This is a genomic window from Curtobacterium sp. MCBD17_035, assembly GCF_003234815.2.
Classification (GTDB): domain Bacteria; phylum Actinomycetota; class Actinomycetes; order Actinomycetales; family Microbacteriaceae; genus Curtobacterium.
The window spans coordinates 993,542-1,008,622 of sequence record NZ_CP126279.1; the positions used below are offsets into that span (position 1 = coordinate 993,542).

16 protein-coding genes are annotated in these 15,081 nt (G+C 71.3%); 14 read left to right on the forward strand and 2 right to left on the reverse strand.

Annotated features, from left to right (window positions below; translation table 11 throughout):
- Nucleotides 1–22: 22 nt before the first annotated feature.
- The 6 genes from pyrG to scpB all read left to right on the forward strand — a co-directional run bounded on the left by pyrG (nucleotide 23) and on the right by scpB (nucleotide 6,115).
- Complete coding sequence (pyrG, locus tag DEI93_RS04790) at nucleotides 23–1,747, forward strand: CTP synthase (protein WP_284158620.1); 1,725 nt, start codon at nucleotides 23–25, stop codon at nucleotides 1,745–1,747.
- A 146-nt stretch (nucleotides 1,748–1,893) separates the two neighbouring features.
- Nucleotides 1,894–2,499, forward strand: a complete 606-nt coding sequence (locus DEI93_RS04795) for an NUDIX domain-containing protein (protein WP_258368754.1) — start codon at nucleotides 1,894–1,896, stop codon at nucleotides 2,497–2,499.
- Between the two features lie 114 nt (nucleotides 2,500–2,613).
- On the forward strand, nucleotides 2,614–3,621 hold the full coding sequence (locus DEI93_RS04800) for a site-specific tyrosine recombinase XerD (RefSeq protein WP_258372332.1): 1,008 nt from the start codon (nucleotides 2,614–2,616) through the stop codon (nucleotides 3,619–3,621).
- A gap of 86 nt (nucleotides 3,622–3,707) precedes the next feature.
- Nucleotides 3,708–4,571 carry a ParA family protein gene (locus tag DEI93_RS04805; protein WP_111011364.1) on the forward strand — a complete coding sequence of 288 codons (864 nt, stop codon included), beginning with the start codon at nucleotides 3,708–3,710 and terminating at the stop codon, nucleotides 4,569–4,571.
- Complete coding sequence (locus DEI93_RS04810; protein ID WP_111120524.1) at nucleotides 4,555–5,409, forward strand: segregation and condensation protein A; 855 nt, start codon at nucleotides 4,555–4,557, stop codon at nucleotides 5,407–5,409. The genes DEI93_RS04805 and DEI93_RS04810 overlap by 17 nt, the downstream gene beginning before the upstream one ends.
- On the forward strand, nucleotides 5,399–6,115 hold the full coding sequence (gene scpB / locus DEI93_RS04815; RefSeq protein ID WP_111027425.1) for an SMC-Scp complex subunit ScpB: 717 nt from the start codon (nucleotides 5,399–5,401) through the stop codon (nucleotides 6,113–6,115). The genes DEI93_RS04810 and scpB overlap by 11 nt, the downstream gene beginning before the upstream one ends.
- A 304-nt stretch (nucleotides 6,116–6,419) precedes the next feature.
- On the opposite strand, the gene DEI93_RS04820 is transcribed toward scpB, so the two are convergent.
- Entirely contained in the window at nucleotides 6,420–6,695 is a 276-nt protein-coding gene (locus DEI93_RS04820) for a hypothetical protein (RefSeq protein ID WP_258372331.1), read from the reverse strand.
- A 249-nt stretch (nucleotides 6,696–6,944) separates the two neighbouring features.
- On the opposite strand from DEI93_RS04820, the gene DEI93_RS04825 reads away from it, so the two are divergent.
- The 8 genes from DEI93_RS04825 to DEI93_RS16460 all read left to right on the forward strand — a co-directional run bounded on the left by DEI93_RS04825 (nucleotide 6,945) and on the right by DEI93_RS16460 (nucleotide 14,887).
- Entirely contained in the window at nucleotides 6,945–7,718 is a 774-nt protein-coding gene (locus tag DEI93_RS04825; RefSeq protein ID WP_258372337.1) for a pseudouridine synthase, read from the forward strand.
- Between the two features lie 123 nt (nucleotides 7,719–7,841).
- Nucleotides 7,842–9,002 carry a prephenate dehydrogenase gene (locus DEI93_RS04830; RefSeq protein WP_111120522.1) on the forward strand — a complete coding sequence of 387 codons (1,161 nt, stop codon included), beginning with the start codon at nucleotides 7,842–7,844 and terminating at the stop codon, nucleotides 9,000–9,002.
- Between the two features lie 254 nt (nucleotides 9,003–9,256).
- Complete coding sequence (gene cmk / locus DEI93_RS04835; RefSeq protein ID WP_111120529.1) at nucleotides 9,257–9,973, forward strand: (d)CMP kinase; 717 nt, start codon at nucleotides 9,257–9,259, stop codon at nucleotides 9,971–9,973.
- Between the two features lie 3 nt (nucleotides 9,974–9,976).
- On the forward strand, nucleotides 9,977–11,524 hold the full coding sequence (der, locus tag DEI93_RS04840) for a ribosome biogenesis GTPase Der (protein WP_111011359.1): 1,548 nt from the start codon (nucleotides 9,977–9,979) through the stop codon (nucleotides 11,522–11,524).
- Nucleotides 11,525–11,751: 227 nt separating this feature from the next.
- Entirely contained in the window at nucleotides 11,752–12,045 is a 294-nt protein-coding gene (locus tag DEI93_RS04845; RefSeq protein WP_111012816.1) for a hypothetical protein, read from the forward strand.
- Nucleotides 12,042–13,802, forward strand: a complete 1,761-nt coding sequence (locus tag DEI93_RS04850; RefSeq protein ID WP_111120521.1) for a coiled-coil domain-containing protein — start codon at nucleotides 12,042–12,044, stop codon at nucleotides 13,800–13,802. Before DEI93_RS04845 ends, DEI93_RS04850 begins: the two co-directional genes overlap by 4 nt.
- A 74-nt stretch (nucleotides 13,803–13,876) precedes the next feature.
- Nucleotides 13,877–14,335, forward strand: a complete 459-nt coding sequence (locus tag DEI93_RS04855; RefSeq protein WP_146244475.1) for a hypothetical protein — start codon at nucleotides 13,877–13,879, stop codon at nucleotides 14,333–14,335.
- 186 nt (nucleotides 14,336–14,521) lie between these two features.
- Nucleotides 14,522–14,887: a hypothetical protein gene (locus DEI93_RS16460; protein WP_349815072.1), complete on the forward strand. Its 366-nt coding sequence runs from the start codon at nucleotides 14,522–14,524 to the stop codon at nucleotides 14,885–14,887.
- Here the strand turns inward: DEI93_RS16460 and DEI93_RS16465 are convergent.
- Nucleotides 14,884–15,048, reverse strand: a complete 165-nt coding sequence (locus DEI93_RS16465) for a hypothetical protein (RefSeq protein ID WP_349815073.1) — start codon at nucleotides 15,046–15,048, stop codon at nucleotides 14,884–14,886. The two genes, DEI93_RS16460 and DEI93_RS16465, sit on opposite strands and share 4 nt — an antisense overlap.
- Nucleotides 15,049–15,081: the final 33 nt, after the last annotated feature.

The window sequence follows — 15,081 nt, forward strand, 5'->3', positions numbered from 1 at the left end:
CCGTGCCATACAATGGAAGCCCGTGGCGGACATCTTCAGCGGCGGTACTCGATCCTCTTCTCCTGACCAGCCCTCCAAGGTCACGAAGCACATCTTCGTCACCGGTGGCGTGGTCTCCTCGCTCGGCAAGGGCCTCACCGCCGCGAGCCTCGGCAACCTCCTCACCGCGCGGGGCCTGCGCGTCGTGATGCAGAAGCTCGACCCGTACCTCAACGTCGACCCGGGCACCATGAACCCGTTCCAACACGGCGAGGTCTTCGTCACCGACGACGGTGCTGAGACGGACCTCGACATCGGCCACTACGAGCGGTTCCTCGACATCAACCTGTCGCAGTCCGCGAACGTCACGACGGGGCAGGTCTACTCGTCGGTCATCGCCAAGGAGCGCCGGGGCGAGTACCTCGGCGACACGGTGCAGGTGATCCCGCACATCACGGACGAGATCAAGCGCCGGATGCGGGAGCAGGCGAGCAACGACCCGCAGCCCGACGTGATCATCACGGAGGTCGGTGGCACCGTCGGCGACATCGAGTCGCAGCCGTTCATCGAGTCGGCCCGCCAGGTGCGACACGAGCTCGGGCGGGCGAACGTGTTCTTCGTGCACGTCTCCCTCGTGCCCTTCATGAACGCCTCGGGCGAGCAGAAGACGAAGCCGACGCAGCACTCCGTCGCCGCGCTGCGCTCGATCGGGATCCAGCCCGATGCGCTCGTGCTCCGCTCGGACCGCCCCGTGTCGGACTCGAACAAGCGGAAGATCGCGCTCATGTGCGACGTCGACGAGGGCGCGGTCGTGAACGCGGTGGACGTGCCGTCGATCTACGACATCCCGACGATGCTGCACAACCAGGGCCTCGACGCGTACATCATCGACGCGCTCGGGCTGTCCGCGGGCCCGGTCGACTGGTCGAGCTGGAACGAGGTGCTCCGCGCGGTGCACGAGCCGAAGCGCGAGGTCACCATCGGACTGGTCGGCAAGTACATCGACCTGCCGGACGCCTACCTGTCCGTCACCGAGGCGTTGCGAGCCGGCGGCTTCGCGCACAACACCAAGGTGCTGCTGAAGTGGGTCGTGTCGGACGAGTGCCAGACGCCCGAGGGTGCGGCGAAGCACCTGGGTGACGTCGACGGCATCTGTGTGCCGGGCGGTTTCGGCGTCCGCGGGATCGAGGGCAAGCTCGGTGCGCTGCGGTTCGCCCGCGAGAACGGGATCCCGACCCTCGGTCTGTGCCTCGGTCTGCAGTGCATGGTCATCGAGTACGCGCGCAACGAGGCGGGTCTGCCGCACGCGTCGTCGTCCGAGTTCGATCCGGAGACGCCGTTCCCCGTGATCGCCACCATGGCCGAGCAGGTCGACATCATCGCCGGCGGCGACCTCGGCGGGACGATGCGGCTCGGCCTGTACCCGGCCGAGCTCGGCGAGGGCACGCTCGCCCGCGACCTGTACGCCGCGGCGGAGGCATCCGAGCGACACCGTCACCGCTACGAGGTGAACAACAAGTACCGCGACCAGATCGCCGACGCCGGTCTCGTGTTCTCGGGGACGTCGCCCGACGGCACGCTGGTCGAGTACGTGGAGCTCGACCGGTCGGTGCACCCCTTCTACATCGGCACCCAGGCGCACCCGGAGCTGCGGTCGCGGCCGAACCACGCGCACCCGCTCTTCGCCGGCCTCGTCGCCGCGGCGCTGGACCGTCAGGAGGCCTCGCGACTGTTCGAGGTGCAGGAGCCGGAGACCGAGTCCGTCTGACCACCGGCGACGCGGACGGGAGGGACGGTGCCGGTCGGTACCGTCCCTCCCGTCGTCCGTCCTCCCCATGTCCGCGTCGCGCTGCGCCGTCCACTGCCGCCCCGGCGGTCGAGTGTCGTCGTCGCCGCGAGGTGCAGGATAGATGCGTGACCGAGACCGCGACGAACGACCCCGAACCCACGCCCGCTGAGACCCCGCTCGCCGACGAGCACCTGGAACCACCGCTCAAGGCGTCCGAGGTCGTGTACGAAGGCGCCGTCTGGGACATCCGGAAGGACACGGTCGACTACAACGGCGAGGACATGGTGCGCGAGTACATCGCGCACACCGGCGCCGTCGCCGTCTACGCCGAGGACGACGAAGGCCGGGTCCTCGTCATCCAGCAGTACCGGCACCCGATCCGCAAGCGGGACTGGGAGCTGCCCGCCGGGCTGCTCGACCAGCAGGGGGAGGACCCGCTCGACGCCGCGAAGCGCGAACTCGGCGAGGAAGCCGATCTCGAGGCCGACGACTGGTCCGAACTGCTCCGCTTCACCCCCTCGCCGGGCGGCAGCGACGAGGTGATCATCGTCTACCGTGCCCGCGGCGTCCGTGCCAAGGACGAGGCGTTCGAGCGCTCCTTCGAGGAGGCCGACATCGTGAAGCGGTGGGTGCCGCGCGAGGACGTCGTGCAGGGCGTGCTCGGCGGCCGGCTCGGCAACGCGATCCTGTCCCTGGCGGCGCTCGCCGTGGACCGGGTCGAGTCCCGCTGACGCCGAGGGCCGAGCCGGGATCGCGGGGCCCGGGCCACGTCGCAGGCCCGCTCGACCTCGCGGGCTGGGTCCCCGTCCCGCGGACCGGGACCTCGGTCGCCTAGCCTGGATGCCGTGACGACGTACGACGCTGCCGTGGGCAGCTACCTGCGCCACGTCGCCGTGGAGCGGGGACTGTCCGAGCACACGCTCGCGGCGTACCGACGAGACCTGACGGCCTTCGGACAGTGGCTGGAGTCGGACCCCGACGGGGCGGTCGTGGTCGAGGACGTCCGACGTCTCACCAAGTCGCACGTGTCCGACTTCGTCACCTCCCTGGCCACCCGGCCCGAGGGACCGCTCGCGCCCCGGAGCATCGCCCGGATGCTGTCGTCGATCCGGTCGTTCTCGGCGTTCACCGCTGCGGAGGGCGTCCTGCCCGCGGATCCCGCCGCGTCCGTGCGACCTCCGAAGTCCCCCATGCGACTGCCGAAGGCGATCACGATCGACCAGATGGGCGCACTCCTCGCCGCCGTCGACGGAGACGATCCCGTGCAGCTCCGCGATCGCGCGTTGCTCGAACTCCTGTACGCGACGGGGGCCCGGATCTCCGAGGCGGTCGGCCTCAGCGTCGACGACGTCACGGCCCTGCCGCCCGACGATGACGACGAGGACGGGGACGAGTCGGAGATCGCCGTGGTCCGCGTCACCGGCAAGGGCAACAAGCAGCGGATCGTGCCGCTCGGCAGCTACGCGCGAGCCGCCATCGACGCCTACCTGGTCCGGGCCCGGCCGGTGTTCGCCGCGCGCGGCACGGCGACCCCCGCGCTGTTCCTCGGTGTCCGCGGGGCGCGCATGTCCCGGCAGAGCGCATGGCTGGTGATCCAGGCCGCTGCCGAACGCGCCCACCTGACCGCGCACGTCTCGCCCCACACGTTCCGGCACTCGTTCGCGACGCACCTGCTCGAAGGCGGAGCCGACGTCCGGGTCGTGCAGGAGCTGCTCGGCCACGCGTCCGTGGCGACCACGCAGATCTACACGCTCGTGACCGCCGACATGCTCCACGACGTCTACGTCACGAGCCACCCGCGGGCGCGACGACCGACCCGTGCAGGTGTGCGCACCGGCGGTACCCGGGCCTGATCGGGCACGCGTCGCCGAGCGTGCGGCGCGGGGCGGCGTGGGGTGCGCCTCCCGGCCGCGTCGTCGGCCGCCGCTACGATTGCAGCGTGCCCACGAACCCGACGACCCAGCCCGCGATCGGTCCGACCGGGCGACCCGTTCGGACGTTCCCCGTGCCCGAAGAACTCGACGGCCACGGGCCCGCCCGCATCATCACCCTGTGCAACCAGAAGGGCGGCGTCGGCAAGACGACGACCTCGATCAACCTCGGCGCAGCGCTCGCCGAGTACGGACGCCGCGTGCTCGCGGTCGACTTCGATCCGCAGGGTGCGCTGTCGGCGGGACTCGGTGTCCGCACGCACGACGTCCCCACCGTCTACGACCTGCTCATCGGCACGGTGAAGGACCCCAACACGATCATCCAGGGCACGGGGACGCCCGGGCTCGACGTCATCCCCGCGAACATCGACCTGTCCGCAGCCGAGGTCCACCTGGTCAGCGAAGTCGCTCGCGAGCAGATCCTCGCCGGGGTCCTGCGGAAGGTCTCGCGCGACTACGACGTCATCCTCGTCGACTGCCAGCCCTCGCTCGGACTGCTCACCGTCAACGCCCTCACGGCCGCGCACGGCGTGCTCATCCCACTCGAGTGCGAGTTCTTCGCGCTGCGCGGGGTGGCGCTGCTCATCGAGACCATCGACAAGGTGCGCGACCGGCTCAACCCGGCGCTCATGCTCGACGGCATCCTCGCCACCATGTATGACTCCCGGACGCTGCACTCGCGCGAGGTCATGGAGCGGGTCGTCGACGCGTTCGGCGACAAGGTGTTCGAGACCGTCATCGGGCGCACCGTGAAGTTCCCCGACGCCACGGTCTCCGCGCGACCGATCACCCAGACCGCGCCCGACCACCCCGCCGCGGCTGCGTACCGGGCGCTCGCGCGGGAACTCGTCTTCCGTGGCGCCGTCGCCTGACCCGACGCGGACGGCACCGGAGGCCCTGACCGCGTCGGCCACCGAGACCGACGGGCGCCCGGGGTTCCGGGTGACGCTGGCGAACTTCGACGGGCCGTTCGACCTGCTCCTGTCGCTCATCACCAAGCGTGAACTCGACATCACCGAGGTCGCGCTCAGCGCCGTGACCACCGAGTTCATCGCATACGTGCGGGCGGCCGAGAGCGCTGAGGAGCTCGACGAGGCGAGCGAGTTCCTGGTCGTCGCCGCCACCCTGCTCGACCTGAAGATCGCGGGGCTGCTGCCACAGGGCGAACTCGTCGACGCCGAGGACGTCGCCCTGCTCGAAGCACGCGACCTGCTGTTCGCGCGGCTGCTGCAGTACCGGGCGTTCAAGCAGGCCGCGCACTGGTTCGGGGCGCAGTGGGACACCGAGGTGCGCCGGCACGTCCGGTCCGTGCGGCTGGAGGAGCGGTTCCGGGCTCGGACCCCGGAGCTCGTCTGGACACTGTCCGTACAGGACTTCGCGGCGCTCGCGGCCGTCGCACTCGCCCCGCGGGCGATCCCGACGGTGGGGCTCGACCACCTCCACGCGCCGCTCGTCAGCATCCGCGAGCAGGCCGCGATCGTCGTGTCGATGCTCCGCAACGGCGGCGAGGTGACGTTCCGGCAACTGATCGCCGGCGTGACCGAGACGGGTATCGTGGTGGCTCGCTTCCTGGCGATCCTCGAGTTGTACCGGAACGCCTCCATCGCGTTCGAACAGCTCGAGCCCCTCGGGGAGCTCACCATCCGCTGGACCGCGGACCACTGGTCCGACGAGAGCCTCGCCAACTTGGGAGCCGACTATGACGGATGACAGCAGCGGCGGTCGTGCCGGCGGCTCCGACGAGCCCGGCGGCGCCGACGAGATCGCCGAGGCCCGCTTCGCCGAGCAGGAGCTTCGTGACGGCGAGGCAGTGGACGCCGCGAACGGCGCCGATGATGCTCGGAGTGGCGCGGCAGGCCTCGACGTGCCGATCGACCGTCAGATCGAGGCGATCCTGATGATCGCGGACGAACCCCAGACCCCGATCGCGCTCGCGACCGCGGTCGGCGCGCCCGTGCCCGCGGTCCGGCAGGCCATCGAGCGCCTCGTCCATGACTTCGACGGGGCGGACGGCGGGGTCCGCCGGGGGTTCGAACTCCGTGAGGTCGGCGGCGGTTGGCGCTTCTACGTCCGGTCCGAACTCGACCCGGTGGTGGAGCAGTTCGTGCGCGCCGAACGTCCCGCCCGTCTCTCGCAAGCAGCGCTGGAGACCCTGGCGGTCGTCGCCTACAAGCAACCGATCACACGAGCTCAGATCGCGTCGATCCGCGCCGTGAACGTGGACGGCGTCGTTCGGACCCTCGTGGCTCGCGGACTCATCGCGGAGTCCTTCACCGACAGCGAGACCGGCGCGATCAACTACGTGACCACGGACCTGCTGCTCACCCAGCTCGGGATCAACACGCTCGAGGAGCTGCCGCTCATCTCGCCGCTCCTCGAGGACGGCACGGAAGGATTCGCCGATGGCCGCGCATGACGACGACCGGGACCCGAGGGGGCGGGATCGGTCCGACCGATCGAGGCCGGACCGGAACGGGCACGGCCGCGCTCGTCCCGGTGCCGGAGGCGCTGATCGTGGTCGTCCGGATCGAGACGGTCCGGATCGCGGCCGTCCCGATCGCGGCCGGCCGTACGGCGACCGTGGGCGCGGTGACGGCGCCCGAGGTGACCGGCCGAACGACGGTCGGCCGTACGGCGACCGTGGTCGCGGCGACAGCGCCCGTGGCGACCGGCCGTACGGCCAACATCCGTCCCGCGACCGTCCGACGGGAGGCTTCGGTTCACGCGGCGAGGGTCGCCGTGGCGGCGGCCCCGAGCGACGTCGGGACGACCAGAGCGACCGTTCGGGTGTTCCGCGGGACGGGTTCCGTGGCGGGCGACACGGCGGGGACGACTCTCGGCCGCGAGCCGGGCGTGACGATCGCCGACAGGACGACCGGGGTGGCCGCGAGCGGGACCCCCGGGCCGGCCGCGAGCGGGACCCCCGGGGCGGCCGCGGGCGGGACCCCCGGGGCGACGCGCAGCGGTCCGACCCCGCGGACTCCCGGGTGTGGCACAACGGTCGTCGGTACGTCGGCGGCACCGCGAACCCGCGGAACCAGCGCCGTGACGACGACGGACGACCGGGGCGCCGCACTCCCGCCGCCCGGCCGGACACCAACCCGCTCCGGCCCGGTGCCGTGGATGAACGAGGGCTCCCGCTCGAGGGGACGCCAGAGCGCCCCATCATCCCCGAGTGGGATGACGCGACCGGCTCGGGAACCGGGCGTGGAGGTCCGGATGGGGCGGGCCTCCCGGCCGGCGATCTGCCCCAGGGAGAGCGCCTGCAGAAGGTGATCGCGGCAGCGGGGATCGCGAGTCGGCGGGTGGCCGAGAACCTCATCGCCGAGGGACGCGTCACGGTCAACGGCGAGGTCGTCGATGCTCTCGGCCGACGCGTGGACCCCGAGCACGACGAGATCGCCGTCGACGGTCTCGCGGTGCAGGTGGACGCCTCGCGTCGATACGTGATGCTCAACAAACCGACGGGCGTCGTCTCGAGCATGCACGACGAGCACGGACGGCCCGACCTGTCGCAGTACGCCGACCGGTACGACGAGCGACTGTTCAACGTCGGGCGGCTCGATGCCGAGACCTCGGGCCTCCTGATCCTCACGAACGACGGCGCGCTCGCGCACGTCCTCGCCCACCCGTCGTTCGGCGTGACCAAGACCTACATCGCGAAGGTCGAGGGCGGCGTCACGCCCGCGACGATCCAGCGCCTCATCGACGGTGTCGAACTCGAGGACGGTCCGATCGCGGCGGACAAGGCGCGGTTGCTCGAGAACGCGCGCGGGTCCTCCCTGGTCGAGATCACGTTGCACTCCGGACGGAACCGGATCGTGCGTCGCATGCTCGACGCGGTCGGTCACCCGGTCGAGGAGCTCGTGCGTCGGTCGTTCGGGCCGCTCCACCTCGGCACGCTCGGCGTGGGCCGGCAGCGTGCGTTGACGGCGCAGGAGCTCGGAGCGCTGCTCACCATCGCGCGACGGCATCGGAACCGTGGATCGGACCGCGTGGAGCGGGACCCGGAGGACTGACGCGCTGCGGCCACGACGAGCCGTCGCGTCGGGCATCGGTAGGCTCGGGTGGTGCCCGCGGTACCGGGGCGCCCCGAGCGCCGTCGTCCTCGGGCCCCTGCGTGTGATGGAGAGGACACGACCGTGACCCGAACGGATCCGTCGGCCTCGTCCGGGCCCTCCCGCACCGCCCCGACCGCCGCGCCCGAGTCCACCGGCCAGCGTCGGGTCAGCGGACAGGTCCGGATCGTCGGGACCGGGCTCCTCGGCGCATCGATCGGACTCGCGCTCCGGCAACAGGGCGTGGACGTCGTCCTCGACGACGCCTCGCCTGCAGCGCTCGCGCTCGCCGCGGACTACGGGGCCGGTCGACTCGCGTCCGACGGTGACCGCCCCGGCCTCGTCGTCGTCGCGGTGCCACCGGACGTGACCGCGTCGGTCGTCGCACGCGAGTTGGACGCACACCCGGACGCGGTCGTCACCGATGTCTCGAGCGTCAAGGCGGGTCCGCTGGCAGCGCTCCGACAGCGCGGAGCGGACGTCAGCCGATACGTGGGATCGCACCCGATGGCGGGTCGCGAGCGCAGCGGCGCCATCGCCGCGCGCGCGGACCTGTTCATCGGACGGCCCTGGGTCATCGCGGGCCACCAGGGCATCACGCATCAGCGTGCCGTGGCCGTCGAGGACCTCGCGCTGGACCTCGGCGCGACCGTCGTCGAGATGGACGTCGACACCCACGACGAGGCCGTCGCCCTGGTGTCCCACGCGCCCCAACTCGTGTCGACGCTGATGGCCTCGCAGCTGCGCAACGCCCCCGACACGTCGCTCGGTCTCGCGGGTGGCGGCGTTCGCGACGTCACCCGGGTGGCCGCGAGCGATCCCGGCCTCTGGGTCCAGATCCTCGGTGCGAACGCGCCGCGGATCCGGCCGGTGCTCGAGGCGTTCCGCGCTGAACTCGACGCCGTCATCGCCGCGCTCGCCGAGCCCACGGCCCCGGGAGCCCCCAGGACGATCGCGGGCGCGATGGCCGCCGGCAACCTCGGCGTGGCCCGGCTGCCCGGCAAACACGGCACGACCCGGCGGTACAGCCAGGTCGTCGTGCTCATCGATGACCAGCCCGGCCAACTGGCCCGCCTGCTGACCGAGATCGGGCAGATCGGCGTCAACCTCGAGGACCTGCGCCTCGAGCACTCGCCGGGAGCACCCATCGGCATCGTCGAGGTCTCGGTGGTACCGGAGGAAGAACAGCGGCTACTCGACGAGCTCGAGCGCCGTGGATGGAGGATCGCAGCGGCATGGGCATGAACGGCACCGACGAAATGGGCACCGACGAGATGGGCACCGACGAGATGGGCATCGACGGGACGGACACCGCGGCGATGGGCGACACGGCGCTCGGCGACAGCGGCGTGACCGGTGGTCCGGACGGCCCCGACGCCGGCCTCCCGACTCCGGGTGGTGCGCCCGGTCCGGCGACACCGGGCGGCGGTGCTCCCGGTGGCGGGATCAGTGACGTGCTCGGCGGCGCTCCGGACGGTCCGGCCGGCGAGCCGGGCTCGATGCGGGACCCCCTGCCCGCGGGTCTGCCGCAGGGCGCGTACGTCGCGAAGTTCGTGGTCGCCGTGGACGGTCCGGCGGGGAGCGGCAAGTCGAGCGTGTCGCGGGCGGCGGCGCGGGTGCTGGGCTTCGACTACCAGGACACGGGAGCCGCCTACCGGGCGCTCGCGTGGCACGCGCTCCGGTACGGCGTCGACCTGGACGACCCGGCAGCCGTCGTGGCGTCCTGGGACACGTTCCGCTACCAGATCGGCACCGACCCCGACGACTACTTCGTCCGCGTGGGCGACACGGACGTCACCGAGGCGATCCGGACACCCGAGGTGACCGCTGCGGTGGCGCACATCGCCAAGCTCCCGGCCGTCCGGGCCAAGCTCGTGCAGTTGTTCCGCGACGTGATGCGCCGTGCGGACGCGCCGGGGATCATCACCGAGGGGCGCGACATCACGACCGTCGTCGCGCCGGACGCCGAGGTGCGGATCCTGCTGACGGCGGACGAGTCGGTTAGAATGGCCCGACGTTCTGCTGAGGTGACGACGCAGACACCCGAGGAGACGGCCCGTGCCCTGGCGCGACGTGACCAGGCCGATGCTCGGGTCGTCGACTTCATGAACGCCGCGGACGGTGTCACCACCGTCGACTCCACCGATCTCGACTTCGACCAGACCGTGCAGGCGGTGGTCGATCTGGCCCGAACGGCCACCACCCCACAGGACTGACACATGGCGCATCTCGACGACCTGAGCGACGACGTCGCCGACTCCTCCGGCGGGGACTCGTTCCCCGAGTACGACCGCGCGCTCGGCGAGCGGCTCGACCAGCTCGACGACGCCGACGCGGAACAGCGGGCGAACGCGCTCCGGGCTGGACTCGAGGACTACGACCTCGACGAGGAGGACATCGAGCTCCTCGACGGCGCCGAACTCGGTGAGGACGGTCAGACCTATCTGCCGGCCCTGCCGGTGCTCGCGATCGTGGGACGTCCGAACGTCGGCAAGTCGGCGCTGGTCAACCGGATCCTCGGCCGCCGCGAAGCAGTCGTCCAGGACGTCCCGGGTGTGACGCGCGACCGGGTCTCCTACAAAGCGGAATGGAACGGCAAGCGCTTCACGCTCGTCGACACCGGCGGGTGGGAGCCCGACGCCACGGGCATCAACGCGTCCGTGGCGGCGCAGGCCGAGGTCGCCGTGGACTTGGCGGACGCGGTCCTGTTCGTCGTGGACGCCACCGTCGGCGCGACCGCGACGGACGAGCACGTCGTGCGGATGCTCCGGGGAACCGACAGGCCGGTCATCGTCGCCGCGAACAAGGTCGACGACGAGCGCCGCGAGCTCGACGTCCACGAGCTGTGGAACCTGGGCCTCGGCGAACCGCACCCGGTGTCGGCCCTGCACGGTCGCGGCGTCGCCGACCTGCTGGACCTCGTCGTGACGACGCTGCCCGACACCTCCGCGGTCGCCAAGCAAGAGGTGGGCGGCCCCCGTCGCGTCGCAATCCTCGGCCGACCGAACGTCGGCAAGAGCTCGCTGCTCAACAAGGCCGCGGGCGAGGAACGGGTGGTGGTGAACGACCTCGCCGGGACGACGCGCGATCCCGTCGACGAGCAGATCGAGCTGGGCGGCCGGGTCTGGCGCTTCGTCGACACGGCGGGCATCCGCAAGCGGGTGCACATGCAGCAGGGCGCCGACTTCTACGCGTCGCTCCGCACCACGGCGGCGCTCGAGAAGGCCGAGGTCGCGGTCGTCATCCTCGACGTGACCGAGCCGATCTCGGTGCAGGACCTGCGGATCATCGACCTCGTCCTCGAGTCCGGCCGCGCGCTCGTGCTCGCGTTCAACAAGTGGGACCTGCTCGATGACGACCGCCGGCGGTACCTGGAGCGTGAGATCGAGCAGGACCTGGCACACGTGGCCTGGGCGCCGCGCGTCAACATCTCGGCTCGGACCGGTCGGCACCTCGAGAAGCTGGTGCCCGCGCTGACGGTCGCGCTCGACTCGTGGGACACGCGCATCCCCACCGGGAAGGTCAACGCCTTCATCGCGGAACTCGTCCAAGAACACCCCCACCCCGTCCGCGGCGGCAAGCAGCCGCGGATCCTGTTCGGGACGCAAGCGTCCTCGCGACCCCCGACATTCGTCCTGTTCACCACCGGGTTCCTGGACCCGCAGTACCGGCGCTTCATCACCCGACGCCTCCGTGAGGTCTGGGGCTTCGAGGGGACCCCGATCACGGTCAACATGCGCGTGCGCGAGCGGCGGAAGCGGCCGTAGGTCCGGAACATCGAGGGGGGGTGCCGTCGTCACGACGGCACCCCCTCCTCGATGCCCGCGGGCGTCCTCGGCTGCCCCGCCTGCTCGATCTCCTCGCAGCCGTTGGTCAAATATCAGTTGATCGGTCGGCTAGCCTGAGGGAGCGGGACGGGGGCCCCGCGGGTGCTGCCGGGTCTGTCACCGGCCCGGCAGCACAGCAGACCTGGGCGACGGGACGAGGGGGGACCATGGCGGGATCGACGACGGACGAACTCCGCATCAGCCGCGCGGAACTGGAGGCGCTCGCACGCACGCTGGACGAGGCCGCGGACCGCGTGCTGATCGACCCGCGCATGCTCGGCCCGCACGACGACGCGGTCGGGCGAGCCGACGTGGTCGCGGAACTCGACGACGTGGTCGCTCGACAGGTGGCGCGATCCCGCGCGTGTGCCGACGACCTCCACCACCTCGGTGCCTTTGCGCGGACCACCGCTGACCGGATGGCGGAATGCGACGGGCTGTTGGCCGTCGCGGCGCGATGACCGACGACGACCCGGGCGCGGGAGACCCAGGTCAGCTCCGATCGTTGGCGCGCAACCGTGATGCGGTCCTGCGTGCCACCTCGGCTGCGGTCCGCGCCGTCCGCTCGGCAACCGAGTTCGACCACACCGCATGGGCGGGGTCGGCCGCGGACGCCTTCGCCGCGACCGTGCCGTCCGTCCTGGCCTCGGCACTCGTCCTGGAGGCCGGTCTCCAGTTCCACGAAACGGCGCTCGCCCGGTACGCGGACGGCGTCGCTGCGATCCAGGAGGAACAGCGCGAAGCCCTCCGTCAGCTCGCCGAGGCCGAGGCGACCATCGGGTCCGAGCGGACATGGCTCCTGGACCTCGACGACCAGTTCCACCGCGTCACGGCACTCGGTGGGGGTGAACCCGGGGACCTCGCGGGCCTCCGTCAGCAGCGCGCTCGTGCCGAGGACACGGCGGCGCTCGCCGAACGGGAGCGCGCAGACGTGGAATCGGCGCTTGAGGACCTCCGCGTCCGGAGACGTCGCCTCGACGGCGCCTTCGTCGAGGCGCTGCACGACGCCGACGATGCGAACGCGGTGCTCCGGCGCGCAGGCGTGGCGGCATCGGCCACGGACCTCGTCGCCTTGCTCGCCGCGATGACGCCTGAGCAGGTGAGGTCCTACGCAGACGCGCACCGTGCGCTCGTGCGGGCTGCCTTCTCCGGCAGCGCCGACGCGGTCAGGCACCGCTGGGACAGCATGGGCGCCAGTGATGGCACCACGGCCGTCCAGTCGGCGCTGCTCGCAGCACTGCCGTCGTTCTTCGGGTCGCTCGACGGGGTCCCGGTGGAGGCGCGCGTCGCCGCGAACCGGCACGTGGCGGTGCGCCGCATCCGTCGGTTGGACCATGAGCGTGCCGCCCTCGTCGCGCGTGGCCGCCGCGGCGAGGGGGACCTCCGACAGCGCATCGCCCAGCTCGACGCGGAACGCGCGTACCTGGCACTCGTCGCGGCCGGACGCCGACGGACGTACCTGCTGGACATCGACCACAGCCGCATCATCGAGGTCCTCGGGACGCCGAGCCCGGCGACGAGGCACGTGATCACCTACGTGCCCGGGACCTTCACCAACCTCGACGCCATGTACGGCGGGGGAGTGCGGCAGGTGCCCGCATACCTGTCGAGGCGACACCAGGAGGACGCGGTCGTGTTCGTTTACAAGGACGGCCGATTCCCCGGAGTCGTGGAGCCCGACGGGACAACGACCGCGAAGGGCTTCGTGATCGAGGCCAACGACACGGCCTTCGCGCTCCGCAGTGGCCGACAGTTGGCGTCGTTCACCCGCGGCGTTGAGTCCGACCCAGTCTTCGCCGCTGCCCGGTCGACGGCGATCGGACACAGCTGGGGCCTGGCGAACGTCGCCGCGTCCGAGGTCGCCGGAAGCCGGTACGACGCCGTCGTCTCGCTCTCCGGGGCGGGGATGCCGCTGGACTGGCGCGCGGACCCGGCCACCGAGTACTTCGACTACTCGTACAACGACGTCCTGCAGGTGCTCCAGGCGCCCGTGCTCGATGCCGTCTGGCAGGGTGTCAACCCGCGGCACGAGCCGGCGTTCGAGCACGGTCCGTACTACCGCAGCCCCGCTGACGACGCCGCGGATCGCACACCCGGGCTCGCGGCGAGGGTCGAAGCAGAGCTCGGTGCCCTCACGAGCAACCATTCGCTGGTTGCGTCGAACGCGCCGGCCAACCGCCCGCTCCTCCAGGACCTCGACCGGCAGGTGCTGCGTTGACCGGTCCGCTGACGAACCCGTTCGCCGGTACCGTCTGCGCGATCGCCGTACTGACCGCACTCGGAGGCTGCGCCGTGATCCAACCACCCTCGCCACCCACGCCGACCAGGACCCCGGGCGAACCGACCATCGCTGAGGTCAAGGCCGGCGTGCAGCGCCGGGAGCACCAGATCGCCGATCTCGTCCCCGCCGAACTCGTCGACCGCACGCGGTCGCTGGACGAGGGCTCATTCCTGGGCTGCGCCGACGGCCGACAATCCTGGACGGGCCGGACGTGGGTGTACCTGCATGACGCCGATCAGGTCCGGCCTGCGGTCGAGATGATCCGGCGGGCGCTCGTCGAGGCGGGAGACGGCGTCGTGTCGATACGAACGGACGCTGCCGGTGATCGCGGGGTCACCTTGACCCTGCCCCACGACGAGCAGTACCTGATCGGACCCGGGCCGGATTCGGACCCGACGGCGATCTGGATCGACTCGTTCTCGCGGTGCGTCGTGCTGCCGGGGGGTGTGCTGCCTGGCGACTCCTACTGATGCATCGCTGCCGTGACGTGCCGTGCCGTGCCGTGCCGTGCCGTGCCGTGCGGCCGGTCGTCGTGCTGGGGTCGTGCGGACGCTTGGCTCGCGTCGCCGGTCGCTCGACCACCCGTGTGAACCGTTCTCTCAGCGACCGATGCGGCACCATTGATGCTCGGGATCGACCCGGAGGGCAGAACGAGGATGACGCAGGCGTCGCACGGCGGTGCACTCGGCCACGGCCAGCGCAACGGTCTGCACGGACTCGCAGCGCTCGCGGACAGGGCGTGGTGCCGGTTGCGCCTCGACCGCCTCGCCGGTGGGCGTCAGGCCGGGTACGTGATCCGTGAGGACATGCGGCGGCATCCGCGGACGGTGCGCGCGTTCCGATGGATCCGTTGGCTCCTCGTGACGGAGACGCTCGTGGGGCTCACCGCCATCGTCATCGCGGTCGTGCTCACACGGGCCGGCGTCGCTGTTCCATGGGCAGTGTGGTTCCGGGCGACCGTTGTGCTCCTGATCACCCTGACCCTCTCCGTGTTCGCGTGGCGGGCGCAGCTCGGGTACTAGTGGGCGTACTCACGGCTGCGGCTGTTCAGCAGGATCTTCCCCGTCGTCACGCTCGTCATCGCCGCGATCCCCGGCCTGTACCCGTTCTGGATGGTCGTCGAGCAGATCCTGTTCTCGCTGCTCATGATCGGGATCGGTGACTTCTTGACGTCGGACCACATGCGCGCCGCGTTCCCGAAGCCCGCGCCGCGGAC

Excerpts from the sequence above, each read along its gene's own strand:
- cmk (WP_111120529.1), top strand. The coding sequence starts at position 9,257 with ATGCGGGACCCCCTGCCCGCGGGTCTGCCGCAGGGCGCGTACGTCGCG.
- DEI93_RS16465 (WP_349815073.1), bottom strand. The coding sequence starts at position 15,048 with ATGTGGTCCGACGTCAAGAAGTCACCGATCCCGATCATGAGCAGCGAG.
- der (WP_111011359.1), top strand. The coding sequence starts at position 9,977 with ATGGCGCATCTCGACGACCTGAGCGACGACGTCGCCGACTCCTCCGGC.
- DEI93_RS04850 (WP_111120521.1), top strand. The coding sequence starts at position 12,042 with ATGACCGACGACGACCCGGGCGCGGGAGACCCAGGTCAGCTCCGATCG.
- scpB (WP_111027425.1), top strand. The coding sequence starts at position 5,399 with ATGACGGATGACAGCAGCGGCGGTCGTGCCGGCGGCTCCGACGAGCCC.
- DEI93_RS16460 (WP_349815072.1), top strand. The coding sequence starts at position 14,522 with ATGACGCAGGCGTCGCACGGCGGTGCACTCGGCCACGGCCAGCGCAAC.
- DEI93_RS04845 (WP_111012816.1), top strand. The coding sequence starts at position 11,752 with ATGGCGGGATCGACGACGGACGAACTCCGCATCAGCCGCGCGGAACTG.